The 15,807-nt window shown below is 59.0% G+C and carries 14 protein-coding genes; 10 read left to right on the forward strand and 4 right to left on the reverse strand.

Translation table 11 applies throughout. The annotated features are described in order from the left end of the window. Positions 1-488: 488 nt before the first annotated feature. On the reverse strand, positions 489-1,436 hold the full coding sequence (locus tag BFL40_RS14440) for a DUF1853 family protein (protein WP_071484638.1): 948 nt from the start codon (positions 1,434-1,436) through the stop codon (positions 489-491). A 145-nt stretch (positions 1,437-1,581) separates the two neighbouring features. Here BFL40_RS14440 and BFL40_RS14445 point away from each other — a divergent pair, with 145 nt between their 5' ends. The 10 genes from BFL40_RS14445 (at position 1,582) to BFL40_RS14490 (ending at position 11,186) form a co-directional block, all read left to right on the forward strand. Beyond that, on the forward strand, positions 1,582-2,472 hold the full coding sequence (locus BFL40_RS14445; protein WP_003217892.1) for an NAD(+) kinase: 891 nt from the start codon (positions 1,582-1,584) through the stop codon (positions 2,470-2,472). Continuing rightward, positions 2,469-3,443 carry a metallophosphoesterase gene (locus tag BFL40_RS14450; protein ID WP_408003992.1) on the forward strand — a complete coding sequence of 325 codons (975 nt, stop codon included), beginning with the start codon at positions 2,469-2,471 and terminating at the stop codon, positions 3,441-3,443. The genes BFL40_RS14445 and BFL40_RS14450 overlap by 4 nt, the downstream gene beginning before the upstream one ends. Then, the gene (locus tag BFL40_RS14455; protein ID WP_071484640.1) at positions 3,440-4,309 is read left to right on the forward strand and encodes a rhomboid family intramembrane serine protease; all 870 of its coding nucleotides are present in this window, start codon (positions 3,440-3,442) and stop codon (positions 4,307-4,309) included. The genes BFL40_RS14450 and BFL40_RS14455 overlap by 4 nt, the downstream gene beginning before the upstream one ends. 14 nt (positions 4,310-4,323) lie before the next feature. Next, positions 4,324-4,584 carry a YeaC family protein gene (locus tag BFL40_RS14460; protein WP_016972751.1) on the forward strand — a complete coding sequence of 87 codons (261 nt, stop codon included), beginning with the start codon at positions 4,324-4,326 and terminating at the stop codon, positions 4,582-4,584. After that, positions 4,581-5,411 (forward strand): DUF2797 domain-containing protein, encoded by an 831-nt coding sequence (locus tag BFL40_RS14465; RefSeq protein ID WP_071484641.1) that lies wholly within the window; start codon positions 4,581-4,583, stop codon positions 5,409-5,411. Before BFL40_RS14460 ends, BFL40_RS14465 begins: the two co-directional genes overlap by 4 nt. 12 nt (positions 5,412-5,423) lie before the next feature. After that, a complete protein-coding gene (gene pepN / locus BFL40_RS14470) occupies positions 5,424-8,081 on the forward strand; it encodes an aminopeptidase N (RefSeq protein ID WP_071484642.1) in 2,658 nt (885 codons plus the stop codon). Positions 8,082-8,303: 222 nt separating this feature from the next. Beyond that, complete coding sequence (locus BFL40_RS14475) at positions 8,304-9,020, forward strand: helix-turn-helix transcriptional regulator (RefSeq protein WP_071484643.1); 717 nt, start codon at positions 8,304-8,306, stop codon at positions 9,018-9,020. A 52-nt stretch (positions 9,021-9,072) separates the two neighbouring features. Next, the gene (locus BFL40_RS14480) at positions 9,073-9,408 is read left to right on the forward strand and encodes a nuclear transport factor 2 family protein (protein WP_071484644.1); all 336 of its coding nucleotides are present in this window, start codon (positions 9,073-9,075) and stop codon (positions 9,406-9,408) included. A 15-nt stretch (positions 9,409-9,423) separates the two neighbouring features. After that, positions 9,424-10,530, forward strand: a complete 1,107-nt coding sequence (zapE, locus tag BFL40_RS14485; protein ID WP_071484645.1) for a cell division protein ZapE — start codon at positions 9,424-9,426, stop codon at positions 10,528-10,530. A gap of 164 nt (positions 10,531-10,694) precedes the next feature. Next, positions 10,695-11,186, forward strand: a complete 492-nt coding sequence (locus BFL40_RS14490) for a GNAT family N-acetyltransferase (RefSeq protein WP_071484646.1) — start codon at positions 10,695-10,697, stop codon at positions 11,184-11,186. A gap of 101 nt (positions 11,187-11,287) precedes the next feature. On the opposite strand, the gene BFL40_RS14495 is transcribed toward BFL40_RS14490, so the two are convergent. The 3 genes from BFL40_RS14495 to BFL40_RS14505 all read right to left on the reverse strand — a co-directional run bounded on the left by BFL40_RS14495 (position 11,288) and on the right by BFL40_RS14505 (position 15,760). Next, positions 11,288-11,509, reverse strand: coding sequence for a hypothetical protein (locus BFL40_RS14495; RefSeq protein WP_071484647.1), 222 nt, complete (start codon positions 11,507-11,509; stop codon positions 11,288-11,290). Between the two features lie 142 nt (positions 11,510-11,651). Beyond that, a complete protein-coding gene (locus tag BFL40_RS14500) occupies positions 11,652-13,889 on the reverse strand; it encodes a TonB-dependent siderophore receptor (RefSeq protein WP_071484648.1) in 2,238 nt (745 codons plus the stop codon). A 128-nt stretch (positions 13,890-14,017) separates the two neighbouring features. Further along, positions 14,018-15,760, reverse strand: a complete 1,743-nt coding sequence (locus tag BFL40_RS14505; protein ID WP_071484649.1) for a phosphoethanolamine transferase CptA — start codon at positions 15,758-15,760, stop codon at positions 14,018-14,020. Positions 15,761-15,807 lie beyond the last annotated feature (47 nt).

The raw sequence follows: 15,807 nt of genomic DNA on the forward strand, positions 1-15,807 counted from the left end.
CCACATTTTTAATCTCCATACATCAGGGATGACTGCAATCTGCCCTGCTTCTGATCTGGCTTTTGCTCCACACCACTCAGGTCGGCTTTCAGGCCGCCGTGCTCTGCTTTTGATTTTGATCTCAGGCGCCCCATTAACCACGCTGGCCGCACGCAGGCTTGAATCCGTGGGTAACCCGGCAGGACGCCGGGTTAGCCGCGCTGGGCCAAGGATGGCCCATCGCGGCGGCCCACGGATTCAAGCCTGCGTGCGGGCACACCGAGCCACAGCGAGGTGCCGAGTGGTGGGGCAAGAGCGTTTTGCTTACTTTTGCGCTGTTCAAAAGTGAGCCGCTGTAAGAGCGGAACCATAAGCAGCCGTTACCACAGCAACGGATATGTACTCAATCTACCTAAGGAAAATAGCTCACCCGAAGCTCCCTCCCCACGGTTTAGCGCAATTCCAAGCCCATGCTGCGATGAGGCCCTCAAGTGCCCCCCCCCAAAACCTCAGCCAGCCCCCGGCACATTCGGCCAAAGATCCGCCACCAAAAACAACCGCTCGGCTTCTTCCCAGTCCTCGCCATTCTGAACCAGCCGCACCAGCAACTGCGCCGGTGCCATTGGCTCCAGGTCTGCCAGCCAACCGTGCATCTGCTCTTCACTCCACACGTCACTCGCCAGGTAATGCGCGGGCGCCAACCAGGCATGCCGTGGCAGAGGTTGCCATCGGCCTGGCGGGCTTGCGCTGACAAAGTCCCGCCAGTCCCGCTGATGCAGCCAGCGCCCGCGCAAGTGCTGTGGATGGGCGCCGTGGGGGGATTCAGCCTGTCCGGGCCAGGGATAGAGCAAATACCCGCCCAGCCACAAATGCGCGTCGAACTGCTGGATATCCAGCGCCGCCAACGCCTCGCGGCTCTCCGGTCGCGCGGATATCGGCAGTTGGTGCTGGGCCAGATGCGCCAGCTTGCGGTCGAGCCGATCATGGCAGCCAGGCCCCAGCCACTGCGCGTTATCTTGCCCGTTGCCAGCCTGCGGTCCGAGATAGAGCTTGATTGCCAGTTCCAGGTGATGCACGCCGTCGCGGTCGCGCAGCAGCATGTCCAGCTCGCCCAGTGTATTTCCGGCGCGGCGGATCGGCAGGTTGGCCGCCAGCAACTCCACGCCCGGCGCATGCTGTACGGCGAACTGCCACAGGCGCTCGTAGTACAAGCCCAGGCGCCGGGTGCGCGACAAGCTCAGCCAATGCTGCAAGGGACGGCTGTCTTGATCGAGCGTGCGTAACCAATGTTCGAGAAGATGGGGCGCTTGCACCCAGTCGCTGCCTGCCAGTGGGTGGCGTTGCGGCCACGGCGTTTGTATGAGCATCGGCGGGGCGAGCATCACCCACGCCAAATCGCGCACCTCAGGGTGGCGCAGTTGGCGGGGCAGGGCGTGCAAGTCGGGGAATACAGTCATGGTCCGAGCATAGTCTTTTAACTGGCTGTGCAGGTGGCTGAGAACTATTGTCATCAAGGCCTGGCAGCGACAAAGGGTTTTGCCTGACGCGGCCTTTCGCCCATAATCGTTCTTTTTTGCCACACCCCAATCCCGCAGGAGCCCCATGGAGCAATTTCGCAATATCGGCATTATCGGTCGCCTGGGCAGTACCCAGGTGCTGGACACCGTCCGCCGGCTGAAAAAATTCCTGCTGGAACGCCACCTGCATGTGATCCTCGAAGACACCATCGCCGAAATCCTGCCGGGCCATGGCCTGCAAACCTCGTCACGCAAGATGCTCGGCGAAGTGTGTGACATGGTGATTGTGGTCGGCGGCGATGGCAGCCTGCTCGGCGCGGCCCGTGCCTTGGCACGGCATAACGTGCCGGTGCTGGGGATCAACCGTGGCAGCCTGGGGTTTCTCACGGATATCCGCCCCGACGAGCTGGAAGTCGAAGTGGCCAAGGTGCTCGACGGCCATTACCTGGTGGAAAACCGCTTCCTGTTGCAGGCCGAAGTGCGCCGCCACGGCGAAGCCATCGGCCAGGGCGACGCGCTTAACGATGTGGTGCTGCACCCCGGAAAATCCACGCGAATGATCGAATTCGAGCTGTATATCGACGGCCAGTTCGTGTGCAGCCAAAAGGCCGACGGCCTGATCGTCGCCACGCCGACCGGTTCTACTGCCTATGCGCTGTCGGCGGGTGGCCCGATCATGCATCCCAAGCTTGATGCCATTGTGATCGTGCCGATGTACCCCCATATGTTGTCCAGCAGACCGATTGTGGTCGACGGCAACAGTGAGCTGAAAATCGTGGTGTCCAAAGACATGCAGATCTACCCGCAAGTCTCCTGTGACGGGCAGAACCATTTCACCTGCGCCCCTGGTGACACCATCACCGTGAGCAAGAAGGCGCAGAAGCTGCGGCTGATTCATCCGCTGGACCACAACTACTACGAAGTGTGCCGCACCAAGCTGGGCTGGGGCAGCCGCTTGGGGGGTGGAGGCGACTGATGCTCGATCCCGCGCGTAGCTACGACCTGATTGGTGACGTGCACGGTTGCGCTCATACCCTTGAGCACTTGCTCGACCGGTTGGGCTACCAAAAGCAGGGTGGCACCTGGCGTCATCCGACGCGCATGGCGGTGTTCCTCGGCGATATCATCGACCGTGGGCCGCGTATTCGCGAAGCACTGCATATCGTCCACGATATGGCCGAGGCCGGTCAGGCGCTGTGCATCATGGGCAACCATGAATTCAACGCCTTGGGCTGGTCCACACCGGCGCCGCCGGGCAGTGGCAAACAGTTTGTGCGCGAGCACAACCCACGCCATGCGCGGTTGATCCACGAAACCCTGACCCAATTCGAACATCACCCGGCCGACTGGCACGACTTCCTCGGCTGGTTCTACGACATGCCGCTGTTTGTCGACGCCGGGCGTTTCCGCGTGGTGCATGCGTGCTGGGACGATGGTTTTATCCAGCCGTTGCGCGCCACCTTCGCGGATGGCTGCATTGACCAGCACTTCCTGCAGGCCGCCGCCGTACCGGGCAGTTTTGCCTGCAACGCGTTCGATCGTCTGCTGCGCGGCACCGATATGCGCCTGCCGGATGGCCTGACGCTGACCGGTGGTGATGGGTTGACGCGTTCGTTCTTTCGCACCAAGTTCTGGGAAGACGACCCGAAAACCTACGGCGACATTGTGTTCCAGCCTGATGCCTTGCCGGAGCCGGTGGCGCGCACGCCACTGTCGTCGACTGAAAAAAATTCCCTGCTGCGCTATGGCGTCGACGAACCGTTGTTGTTCGTCGGCCATTACTGGCGCAGCGGTAAACCGGCGCCGATTCGCGACAACCTGGCCTGCCTGGACTACAGCGCGGTGCTGTACGGCAAGTTGGTGGCCTATCGGCTAGACCAGGAAACCCAATTGGATCCGCGTAAATTCGTATGGGTCGACGTTGAGCGACCTGAGGTGATTGCATGAGTACCGTGGCTGTATTGCGCTTGCCGCTGAGCGTTGACCTGGCGGGTTTCGTCAAGCTGCTGCAGCGCATGCAAGTGCCTCATCGCGTCAGCGAAGAGGCGGGTGAGCAGGTGTTGTGGGTGCCCGAGAACATCAGCGACGACGTGCGCGTGCTGTACCAGCGTTTTCCCGCTGGCGACCCGGACCAGCAACTGGATATTCCTGAACAGGTGCCAGTGACTCGCCCAAGCTTTGTTCAGCAAGTACGTATGAGCCCGGTCACGGCACTGGTGCTGCTGGCGAGCATCATTGTCGGCGCTGTGACCTTGCTCGGTGAAAACCTGCAAGCCATGAGCTGGCTGACCTTCCTGCCGTTTCACGTGATGGGTGAGTACATCCAGTTCACGCCGTTTGCCGAGACCATGGCCTCGGGGCAGTGGTGGCGACTGGTCACGCCGATGCTGATTCACTTCGGCATCCTGCACCTGGCCATGAATGGCATGTGGTACTGGGAACTGGGGCGGCGCATTGAAGTGCGTCAGGGCAGCATTAACCTGCTGGGCCTGACCCTGTTGTTCAGCCTGGTCTCCAACTACGCGCAATACGCTTACGGTGGCCCCGGCCTGTTCGGTGGGCTGTCCGGCGTGTTGTATGGCCTGCTCGGGCATTGCTGGATTTTCCAATTATTGTCGCCAAACCCTGCGTATCGCCTGCCCCGTGGAGTGCTGGCGATGATGCTGATATGGCTGGTGCTCTGCATGTCGGGGCTGGTCTCGATGATCGGCTTCGGCGAAATCGCCAACGCGGCCCATGTGGGCGGGTTGGTCATCGGTTGCTTGACCGGTTTGCTGGGCGGTTTGTACAGCCGCCGCAAATCGTCTATTTGATAAGGAAGAGCCTAATGTCCTCTTTTGCTGAAATGATCGAAAACATCACCCCGGATATCTACGAGAGCCTCAAGCTCGCCGTGGAAATCGGCAAATGGTCCGATGGTCGCAAGCTCACCGCCGAGCAGCGTGAGCTGTCCCTGCAAGCGGTGATCGCCTGGGAAATCCAGAACCTGCCGGAAGACCAGCGCACCGGCTACATGGGCCCGCAGGAATGCGCGTCCAAGTCGGCACCGGTGCCGAACATCCTGTTCAAGTCGGATGCGATCCATTGATTGAAATTGGTCGCGGTGCAGTCAGCAAAATGTCGGCGCAACTCGGTGAGCCGACCGTTCAATACGCGTTTCGCCTGGGCGATACCGAGGTGCCGGTCAATCCGTTGATCGGTACTCACGTGCGCCTGGAATACCTTGGCGCCATCCATTGCAGCCATTGCGGCCGCAAGACCAAGACCAGTTTCAGTCAGGGCTATTGCTACCCATGCATGACCAAACTGGCCCAGTGTGACCTGTGCATCATGAGCCCCGAGCGTTGCCATTACGACGCTGGCACTTGCCGTGATCCGGGCTGGGGCGAGAAGTTCTGCATGACCGACCATGTGGTGTACCTGGCCAATTCGTCGGGCATCAAGGTCGGCATCACCCGCGCCACCCAGTTGCCGACCCGTTGGCTGGACCAGGGCGCCAGCCAGGCGCTGCCGATCATGCGTGTGGCGACCCGTCAGCAATCCGGTTTCGTCGAGGACCTGTTCCGCAGCCAGGTGGCCGACAAGACCAACTGGCGCGCGCTGCTCAAGGGCGATGCCCAGTCCGTTGACCTCAAGCAGGTGCGCGATGAGCTGTTTGCGTCCTGCGCCGAAGGCCTGCTGAGTTTGCAGGAGCGCTTTGGCCTACAGGCCATCCAGCCGGTGACCGACATCGAACCGATCGAAATCCGCTACCCGGTGGAGCAATATCCGGCCAAGATCGTCAGCTTCAACCTGGACAAGAACCCGATTGCCGAAGGCACGCTGCTGGGGATCAAGGGCCAATACCTGATCTTCGACACCGGCGTTATCAACATTCGTAAGTACACGGCCTACCAGCTCGCCGTGCATCAGTAAAAGGACGAAGACATGCGCACCGAACAGCCGAAGATGATTTACCTGAAGGACTATCAGGCGCCGGACTACCTGATCGATGAGACGCACCTGACCTTCGAGTTGTTCGAGGACCACAGCCTGGTCCACGCGCAGTTGGTGATGCGCCGCAACCCTGAGCGCGGCGCGGGTTTGCCGCCGCTGGTGTTGGATGGCCAGCAGCTTGAGTTGTTGAGCGTGAACCTTGCTGATCAGGAGCTGACGGCAGCTGACTACCAGTTGACCGATAGCCACCTGACGGTACATCCGAAGCATTCGATTTTTACCCTCGACACCACGGTCAAAATCCACCCGGAAACCAACACCGCCCTGGAAGGCCTGTACAAATCCAGCGGCATGTTCTGCACCCAGTGCGAGGCCGAAGGTTTCCGCAAGATCACCTATTACCTCGACCGCCCGGACGTGATGAGCACCTTCACCACCACGGTGATCGCGGAGCAACACAGCTACCCGGTGTTGCTGTCCAACGGCAACCCGATTGCCAGCGGCCCTGGTGAAGACGGCCGTCATTGGGCGACCTGGGAAGACCCGTTCAAGAAACCGGCGTATCTGTTCGCGTTGGTGGCCGGTGACTTGTGGTGCGTTGAAGACACGTTCACCACCATGACTCAGCGTGAAGTGGCGCTGCGCATCTACGTCGAGCCGGAAAATATCGACAAGTGCCAGCACGCCATGACCAGCCTGAAGAAATCCATGCGCTGGGACGAAGAAACCTACGGTCGCGAGTACGATCTCGACATCTTTATGATCGTGGCGGTGAACGATTTCAACATGGGCGCCATGGAAAACAAGGGCCTGAATATCTTCAACTCCAGCGCCGTGCTGGCCCGTGCCGAAACCGCCACTGACGCCGCGCACCAGCGGGTCGAGGCGATCGTTGCCCACGAATACTTCCACAATTGGTCGGGTAACCGCGTGACCTGCCGCGACTGGTTCCAGCTGTCGCTGAAAGAAGGCTTCACTGTGTTCCGTGATTCGGGCTTTTCTGCCGATATGAACTCGGCCACGGTCAAGCGCATCCAGGATGTGGCGTACCTGCGTACTCACCAGTTCGCCGAAGACGCAGGTCCGATGGCTCACGCCGTGCGTCCAGACAGCTTTATCGAAATTTCCAACTTCTACACCCTGACCGTGTACGAAAAGGGTTCGGAAGTAGTCGGCATGATCCACACCTTGCTCGGCGCCGAAGGCTTCCGCAAAGGCAGCGACCTGTACTTTGAACGCCATGATGGCCAGGCCGTGACCTGCGACGATTTCATCAAGGCGATGGAAGACGCCAATGGCGCCGATCTGACTCAGTTCAAACGCTGGTACAGCCAGGCCGGTACGCCGCGTCTGGCGGTGAGCGAGTCCTACGACGCGGTAGCCAAAACCTACAGCCTGACCTTCCGTCAAAGCTGCCCGGAAACCCCGGACAAGGTGCAGAAACTGCCGTTCGTGATTCCGGTGGCATTGGGCTTGCTGGACGGGAAGGGCGCCGGTATTGCCTTGCGCCTGACCGGTGAAGCCGCGGCCGGTGGTACGTCCCGCGTGATTTCGGTGACCGAGGCTGAGCAGACCTTCACCTTCGTTGATATCGCTGAGCAGCCGCTGCCTTCGCTGCTGCGTGGTTTCTCGGCGCCGGTGAAGCTGAGCTTCCCTTACAACCGTGACCAACTGATGTTCCTGATGCAGCACGACAGCGATGGTTTCAATCGTTGGGATGCCGGCCAACAGTTGGCGGTGCAGGTATTGCAGGAGTTGATTGCTCAGCATCAGGCGGGCCAGCCTCTGAAGCTGGATCAGCGCTTGATTACTGCGTTGCGCAGTGTGTTGAACGACGAAAGCCTGGACCAGGCGATGGTCGCCGAAATGCTGTCGCTGCCGGGTGAGGCCTACCTCACGGAAATCAGCGAAGTGGCTGACGTCGATGCCATCCACGCTGCCCGCGAGTTTGCGCGCAAGCAACTGGCTGACAACTTGAACGAAGCGCTGTGGCTGCGCTACCAGGCCAATCGCGAGCTGTCGAAGAAAACTCCGTACGTCGCCGCGGCTGAGCACTTTGCCCGTCGCGCATTGCAGAACATTGCACTGTCGTATTTGATGCTCAGCGGTAAGCCTGAAGTGCTGGCAGCGACCCTGGAGCAATTCGACACCAGCGACAACATGACCGAACGCCTGACTGCATTGGCGGTGCTGGTGAATTCGCCATTCGAGGCGCAGAAGGCCCAAGCGTTGGCGGTGTTTGCCGAGAACTTCAAGGACAACCCGCTGGTGATGGACCAGTGGTTCAGCGTGCAGGCCGGCAGCACATTGCCAGGCGGGCTGGCGCGGGTTAAAGCGTTGATGGAGCACCCGGCGTTCACTATCAAGAACCCGAATAAGGTGCGCGCGCTGGTGGGTGCATTTGCCGGACAGAACCTGATCAACTTCCACGCGGCGGATGGTTCGGGCTATCGCTTCCTGGCAGACCTGGTGATCCAGTTGAATGGTTTCAACCCGCAGATTGCGTCGCGCCAGTTGGCGCCGCTGACCCGCTGGCGTAAATACGACAGTGCGCGCCAGGCGCTGATGAAGGCGGAACTGGAGCGCATTCGTGCATCCGGCGAGCTGTCCAGTGATGTGTTCGAGGTGGTCAGCAAGAGCCTTGCGTAAGTTACATCGATGAAAAAACGGCGCCCTGTTGAGAAACAGAGCGCCGTTTTTTTTCGTCTCAGATAACCGGTGGCCGAGGTGTGTCGAAGCCATTGTCGATGGGGAAGCGCTCGGCGATGATTGCGTGGTCAGAGCAGGCCCAAGAGGCGGTTTACTGCTGACATTTTCTGGCAGGACGCTCTGCTAAGCTGCGGCACATTTTTCCTTTTCGGTGGGGGCCACGTGTCGCGTACTACTCGTCTACTGACTTTACTCCAAGCCCTGCGCGGCAAAAAACGCCCGGTGACCGCCGCCGTATTGGCTGCGCAGTTGGAGGTGTCCGAGCGCACGCTGTACCGTGATATCGCTGAATTGACCGCACTGGGCGCACCGATTTTCGGTGAGGCGGGGGTAGGCTATGTGTTGCGCAGCGGCCTGTTTCTGCCGCCATTGATGCTGAACGCCGAGGAAACTGAAGCCATCGTGCTGGGTTTGCGTTATGTGGATCAGCGCGGTGATGACGTGCTGAGCCGCGCCGCCGCCAATGCCTTGGCGAAGATTGCTGACGTGCTTGATCCCACGGCGCAGGAGGCTCTGCGTAATCCGACGTTGTTGCCGGGCCCACCCGGGTTTGGCTACCCGGAAAACCGCGTGCCGCTTAACGTGTTTCGCGAAGCCATTCGCAACCAGGCCAAGCTGTATATCGATTACGCGGACGCCAGCCAAACCCAGAGCCAGCGCCTGATCTGGCCCTTGGCCCTGGGCTTTCTCAATGAAGTGCGGGTGATCGTCGCCTGGTGTGAGTTGCGCGACGCCTATCGCACCTTTCGTACCGATCGGGTGGCGGCTGCCGATGCCCAGGGTGAACGTTACCCGGGGCGGCGCAGTGACCTTTTGCGAGGCTGGCGCAAGCTGATGGAGCAGCATGAATCCGGGCCGTTTACTCCTGACAAAAACTGACACAGACCTGGCTTAGCATGGCACCACAAATCACCAAACAAGGAGTTGTGCCATGTCCCTTCCTGAGTTGGCCCCGGCCATCGTGGCCTATATCGCGGCGACCAATACCCGCGACACCTCTGCCATTGCCCATTGTTTTGCCGACGATGCCAATGTGTTCGATGAAGGCGAGCATCAGATCGGCACTGCCGCCATCGCCCGTTGGATGGAAGACGCCGGGCGTCGTTACCAGCCTCGGGTCGAAGTGCTCAACGTGCAGCACCGCACCGGCAAGGTGTTGGTCAGTAATGTGGTCTCCGGTAATTTCCCCGGTAGCCCATTGGAGTTGCGCTACACCTTTCGCCTGAACGAGCAGGGCAAGATTTCACGACTGGATATCTCTGTGTAGGCCATACTGGCGCGCATGACTTTTGACTCGCCTCTGGCCGCCTACCAACACGCCATCGCCCAGCAAGGGTTTGTGCCCGACGACGCCCAGCGCCGTGCGGTGCAAGCCCTGCAAGCCTGCCACGAAGCCTTGCACCAAGGCCGCTCGCCGATCACCGGTGTTTACCTGTGGGGGCCGGTGGGGCGGGGCAAAACCTGGCTGATGGACCAGTTCTATCAAAGCTTGCGTGTCCCCGCGCGGCGTCAGCATTTCCATCACTTCATGGGGTGGGTGCATCAGCGTTCGTTCCAGCTCACGGGGACCCACGACCCCTTACAAGCGTTGGCTCGAGAGTTGAGCAAGGAAGTGCGCGTGCTGTGTTTCGACGAGTTGTTCGTCAATGACATCGGCGACGCGATCATTCTCGGCCGCTTGTTCCAGGTGATGTTCGAGGAGGGCGTGGTGATGGTCTGCACCTCCAATCAACCACCCGATCAGTTGTACGCCGACGGCTTCAACCGCGAACGTTTCCTGCCGGGTATCGCGGCGATCAAGCAGCATATGCAAGTCGTGGCGGTAGATGGCGATGAGGATCATCGTTTGCATCCCGGTGTTGGCGTGCAGCGTTATTGGGTGGATCGGCCGGATGCGCTCGCCTCAGTGTTCAAGCAATTGAGCGAAGGACAGGTGGTGAGCAGTGGGTCGGTAAACGTCGGTTTCCGCTCGGTTGTGGCGGTGCAGTCCAGCGACACAGTGCTGTGGTGCCGCTACGCTGACCTCTGTGAACAACCCCTGGCTGCGATGGATTTCATGCTGTTGTGTGACCGCTTCAAGGCGATCTTGTTGGGGGAGGTCCCCAACCTAAGCGCGCAAAAGCGCCCGGCGCGGATTGCCCGTGGCACCGAAGATGCTGCTCAGCGTGTGGAAGCCGGTGATCGCGAGTTGCCGGAGTTGTCGGTGCACGATGACAGCGTGCGGCGCTTTATTGCGCTGGTGGATGAGTGCTACGACCGCAAGGTGCCCTTGTTCATCGAGGCCCAGGTGCCGCTGGAAAGCCTCTACACCGAAGGCTACCTGGAGTTTGCGTTCCGCCGCACCCTGAGTCGCTTGCAAGAGATGCAGTTGCAGCGTTTCGGCGCCTAGGAAAAATCTTCGTAAACGTCAGGCGGCGCCTTTTGATGTGCACAACCTTCGTACTTTCAGTCGGGTATTTGTAGTTAATCTCCTTCATCTCCTGCCGACTCCACGCTTACAATCGACCCCCTCAAAGGGAACCGATTCCCTTGTTGTCGTTATTGAGGAAGGAAATGGACACCCCAGACATCCTGGTGCTGCAAGCCAGCTACACCAATCCTGTGCACGCCGAAGCCATTGGCCTGGTGCTCAATCATTATGCTGAAGATCCGATGGGCGGCGGTCATACATTGCCTGCCGACCTCTTGCAGCAACTGCCTGCCGAACTGGCCAAGCGTCCTCATGCGTTCAGCGTATTGGCGTTTGTCGGTGGCGAGCCGGCGGGATTGGTCAATTGCTTTGAAGGGTTCTCGACCTTTGCCTGCCGTCCTTTGATCAATGTTCACGACGTGGTGGTGATGAATCAATTTCGTGGCCTGGGATTGAGCCAGAAAATGCTGCAGAAGGTCGAGGAGATCGCCCGTCAGCGGGGTTGCTGCAAGATTACCCTGGAGGTACTCGAGGGCAATGAGGTGGCACAATCGGCATACCGCAAGTTCGGTTTTGACGATTCGATCTTTGATCCGGCTCACGGCCGTATGCTGTTCTGGAACAAACCACTTTAATAAATAAGTCGCATAAAAAAGGCGCCATTAAATGGCGCCAAACTAACCTTTGCCAAAGGAGCGGAATGGCACAGGGTATTGCGGATTAAGTAAAGATTAAATCAGCTCTTGGGTTGTTGCTCGGCACTTGGTTGTTCAGCAGTGCCGGTCTTAATGTTCTTGCCGTCGGCAGCAGCAGTTTGTTCGTTAGTGCCGTGAGTCTTTTGCTGCATGAAGGCGAAGTCGTTGTAAAACGCCTTGGAGCGCTCGGAGCCACCTTCGGCAAAAGCAGCAGCGGAGGTCAGTGTCATCAGGCCGGCAAGCATCAAAGTCGAGAGTTTCATGGCAGTGTTCCCATTAAGAATGATAGGTGTCCGGTCGCTCCTTGATCAGATTCGTGGAGCGACTATGGAGGTATCTTATTAAGTGGGAATTAACGTGGAGCTGCCCCGAAGTTAACGAATTTGTTAACTTCGGGGGTGGGGGTTAGAGCTTCCAGTCCAGCGCAAGCGTGATGGAGCGCGGGTCTCCCCAATACACGCCATTATAAAAACCGACGCGTTCGTAATATTTTTTATCAAATAGATTGTTGATATTAACTGACGCCGATAAGTGGTCGTCAAATTGGTAGCGCGACATCAGGTTGACCACGGTGTAGGCCTGTTGCGTGATCTTGGTACGTTCGGTAATCAGGTAGCCATTCTTGTCCCTGCCACCGATAGGGCGATTGGCAAACTCGTAGAAATCACTTTGCCAATTCACCGCGCCACCTACCGTTAAGCCACGCCATTCGCCCGGTAGCCGATAGGCCGTGGAGACTTTCAGCAGATTCAGCGGCAGGTTGGTGTTGTTGCGCTGCTTGTCGCCGTTCAGCGAATGGGTATAGGTGTAGCCTGCAGTGAGGTTCCAGTCCGGCATGACCTCGCCTGAAACTTCCACTTCAAAGCCTTGCACCTTGTTGCCTTTACCGCCTGATTTGTAGAACTGCTCGCGGGTGATCGGGTCTGGCGCAGCTGAGTTATCGAGTTCGGCGACGTTATCCTGGGTGCTCCAGAAGTAAGCGGTTGCCAGGTTCAGGCGCTCGTCCAGCAGGCTGCCCTTGAGGCCGATTTCGTAGTTGCTGCCCACTACCGGTTCCAGGTATTTCTTGCTGGAATCACGTTGGCCCTGAGGGTTGAAGATGTCGGTGTAACTGGCATACACGGTGTATTGCGGCGTGATGTCGTAGAGCAAACCGGCATAGGGCGTCCACATGTCATTGTGGGTCTGGCTGGTTTTTACTGACTGGGTCAACTGGTTATTGGCGTTGTAGGAGGGAGACACACTTTCAATTTCCCAGCTGCCATAACGGCTGCCCAACACGGCGTGCAGGCGATCGGTCAGGCTCAAGCGCGTGGCCAGGTAACCTGCCTTCTGTTTTTTGCTGCTGTGTTCGCCCTTGAGGCCGGTGGTGCGGTCGGGAAACTTCGCGATGCCGCCCATGTGTTGCCAATCTTTGATGTTCGTGTAGCCGTCAGGCGTATCAAAACGCTGGAAAGGCGAAGCATCGCGTTGTTCGGACTCGCCATATCCGACCATCAGTTCATGTTCGCGTCCCAACAGTTCATAGGAACCGGCAAGATTGAAGTCCACCACGTCCATTTTCGACGTGCCGACCATCTGGTTGGTCCAGGCCGTCATGCCACTGCCATCCGGGTTGGGCGCTCCTGCGCCGCCGTAGTACACCTTGCCGTTGGTGTCGCTTTGCCGATGGGTATAGGCGGCTTTCAAGCGCCAGTCCGCGGACAGCTGGTGATCGATGGAGGCAAAGGTGGTTTGGTCTTTCAGCGGCCAGGAACTCCAGTCGGCGGCCAGGTTGGCGGAACGAGACAGCCGCGCCTTACTGCCGTCGCTGTTCCAATAGGGCAGGGTGCCCCAGGAACTGCCCTGCACATGCTTGTTCTGGTAGTCGAAGCCCACTGTGAGCACGGTGTCGTCCGTCAGATCGCCTTCGAGAATCCCGTAGCCCACTTCCCGTTGCATCGCGTAGTTGTCACGGAAGGATTTGCTGTCACGGTAAGCCAGCACCGTACGCCCACGCAGGCGTCCATCAAACGCCAGGGGGCCGCCCACATCGACATAGCTGTAGTAGTTGTCATGACTGGCGCCGCTGACGCCGGTCTTGGCCTGCCATTGCGCGGTTGGGCGTTTGCGGATCATGTTGACCGTGGCCGAGGGGTCGCCCGCGCCGGTGGTCAGGCCGGCAGCACCACGCACTACCTCGATGCGGTCGTAGATGATGGTGTCGGAATCGGACTTCATGCGCCCGAAGGTGTTGAGCATGCCGTCGATCTGGAAGTTATTGATTGAGTAGCCGCGGGAAGAATATCCCGCCCGGTCGGAGTCCATGTGCTGCACCGTAACGCCGGTGGTCTGGCGCAGGGCGTCGGTCAGGGTGTTGAGGTTGAAGTCATCCATCTGTTGGCGGGTGATCACCGAGATGGATTGCGGGGTTTCCTTGATGGACAGGTTCAGGCGAGTGGCGGTGCTCATCGAGCCGGTGGTGTAGGCCCCGGTGTGCTCGGTATTGGCACCCAGGCCCTCGGCGGTGATGCTGGTGCTGCCCAGTTCCAGGGCTTTGGCGGGGGCTTGCTCGGGATCGGTTTCGGCCAGTAGGTCAGGGCTCAGCACCACGCTGAACAGGCCGAGGGTAAAGGTCATGGAACGGGTAAAGGGCGCGAACATCGCGGCAGACTCCTTGTCGTCTTTGAGGCCGCCCCGGAAAGGGAAGGCCATGGCTCAAAGACGAAAGGAGGCGTGGAACTTTAGGGTTAAACGAGAATGATTGTTATCTTTCTGTTACAAACCCATGGCTACTTAGCAACCACCTCGGAGGGATCTGCTTGCTTTGGCTTGATCAAGCTGAAATCAATCAAACCCTTTTGCTGGCGGGCATACGGATCGCCAATCAGCTGCGGACGGGGCTTGAAGCTGTCATTGACCAGGCTCTTGCTGCGGTCCCATTCATCGAAACTCAGCCCGGCGAGGTCCGCCCAGGTGTGAATCAACTGTGAGCTGCTGTAGGGGCGCTGTAAGTCGCTGGCGAAGCTCCAGTCATGGGTTTCACGCCATTTCGGTGAGGCGTATGCCATGAATGGAATGGTGTACATCGGCGCCGTCGGCTTGCCTTCGTTACGTCCCAGGGTGCCATGGCCGGCCGAGTCGAACACGTCTTCGCCGTGGTCCGACAGGTACAACAGGAAGCCGTTGGGGTCGGTTTTGGCGTAATCCTTGATCAGGCTCGACACCACGAAGTCGTTGTATAGCACTGCGTTGTCATAGCTGTTATAGGTCGGCAGTTGTGCGTCGCTGATGCCGGCCGGCACGCCCTGGCGATCGGTGAACTTGTCAAAGGTCGGCGGGTAGCGGTACTGGTAGCTCATGTGGGTGCCCAGCAGATGCACCACGATGAACTTGCGCTCGGCGGGGTCGGCCAGGGCCTTGGAGAACGGTGCCAGCACGTCGCCGTCGTATTGGCGGGCGTTCTGGTTACGGTTGTTATTGAGGTACACCTGTTCGTCGGCCTGTTCGGAAAAGGTCGTGAGCATGGTGTTGCGCTTGGTCATGGTCTGCTGGTTGGTGATCCAGTAGGTTTTGTAGCCGGCCTGTTTCATGACGCTGACAATCGACGGCGTCTTGAGGTAAAGGTCCGGGTTCTCTTCGTCGGCAAAGGTCAGTACCTGTTGCAGCGCTTCGATGGTGTAGGGGCGCGGGGTGATGACGTTGTTGAACACCGCCAGTTGGTCGCGCAGCTTGTCCAGTTCCGGTGTGGTGTTGCGCGGGTAGCCGTAGAGGCTCATGCGCTGGCGGTTGGTGGACTCACCGATCACCAGCACCAGGGTCGACGGTTGGCCGGCCATGGTGTCCTTGAGATTCTTCAAGGGGGGGATCTGGCTAGCGCTGGTCAACATGCCTTGCATGCTGTTCAGTTGTTCGGTGTAGCGGTGGTAGGCAACGATCATCTGCCATGGCACAGCTGGCTCGACACGAGTTTCGAAGCCGTCGATAGCGAGTTCCATGGTGGGGTTGGTAGCAATCTGTTTAACCAGCGGGTAACCGACAATCGCTAATACGATGGCAGTCGCCGCCAGTATCGATTGGCCGCGCGGCAGGTAAACCGGGCGCAGGCGGCTCCACAGGAGCACTGCCATGGCGGTATGGGCGATAAATGCCAGCACGATCCACCAGGCGAAATATTGGGTGGCGTATTCGCCAGCTTCAGAGATGTTCGATTCGAACATGATGAAGATGACGCTTTGGGAAAACTCCTGCTGGTAGATGAAGAAGTAACCCAGGCTGGCCATGGAGCAGGCCCACAGCACCACACCGATCAGTGCAGCGAGCAAGCGCGTACGGCGTGGGAAAAGCAGCATCGGCGCCAGCCACAGCGCACTCAGGAAGAAAGCTTGGCGAAAGCCCGTGAAACCGGAGGTGCCGGTCAGTTGGATCAGTAGTTGGGTAATACCCGAGAAATACCAGAAAAACAGGAACAACCAGCCAAGGCCGGCCCAATCAAAGCCTTTCGCAGACGTGGTGCTGCGTTTGAACATCGCCATCCAGTGCTCCAACCCGATAAATTTGCAGTCGACGCGCAAGGACGCAC

Source organism: Pseudomonas costantinii, assembly GCF_001870435.1.
In the GTDB taxonomy this organism is placed as follows: Bacteria; Pseudomonadota; Gammaproteobacteria; order Pseudomonadales; family Pseudomonadaceae; genus Aquipseudomonas; species Aquipseudomonas costantinii.

Excerpts from the sequence above, each read along its gene's own strand:
- BFL40_RS14440 (WP_071484638.1), bottom strand. The coding sequence starts at position 1,436 with ATGACTGTATTCCCCGACTTGCACGCCCTGCCCCGCCAACTGCGCCAC.
- BFL40_RS14445 (WP_003217892.1), top strand. The coding sequence starts at position 1,582 with ATGGAGCAATTTCGCAATATCGGCATTATCGGTCGCCTGGGCAGTACC.
- BFL40_RS14455 (WP_071484640.1), top strand. The coding sequence starts at position 3,440 with ATGAGTACCGTGGCTGTATTGCGCTTGCCGCTGAGCGTTGACCTGGCG.
- BFL40_RS14460 (WP_016972751.1), top strand. The coding sequence starts at position 4,324 with ATGTCCTCTTTTGCTGAAATGATCGAAAACATCACCCCGGATATCTAC.
- pepN (WP_071484642.1), top strand. The coding sequence starts at position 5,424 with ATGCGCACCGAACAGCCGAAGATGATTTACCTGAAGGACTATCAGGCG.
- BFL40_RS14480 (WP_071484644.1), top strand. The coding sequence starts at position 9,073 with ATGTCCCTTCCTGAGTTGGCCCCGGCCATCGTGGCCTATATCGCGGCG.
- zapE (WP_071484645.1), top strand. The coding sequence starts at position 9,424 with ATGACTTTTGACTCGCCTCTGGCCGCCTACCAACACGCCATCGCCCAG.
- BFL40_RS14490 (WP_071484646.1), top strand. The coding sequence starts at position 10,695 with ATGGACACCCCAGACATCCTGGTGCTGCAAGCCAGCTACACCAATCCT.
- BFL40_RS14495 (WP_071484647.1), bottom strand. The coding sequence starts at position 11,509 with ATGAAACTCTCGACTTTGATGCTTGCCGGCCTGATGACACTGACCTCC.
- BFL40_RS14500 (WP_071484648.1), bottom strand. The coding sequence starts at position 13,889 with ATGTTCGCGCCCTTTACCCGTTCCATGACCTTTACCCTCGGCCTGTTC.
- BFL40_RS14505 (WP_071484649.1), bottom strand. The coding sequence starts at position 15,760 with ATGGCGATGTTCAAACGCAGCACCACGTCTGCGAAAGGCTTTGATTGG.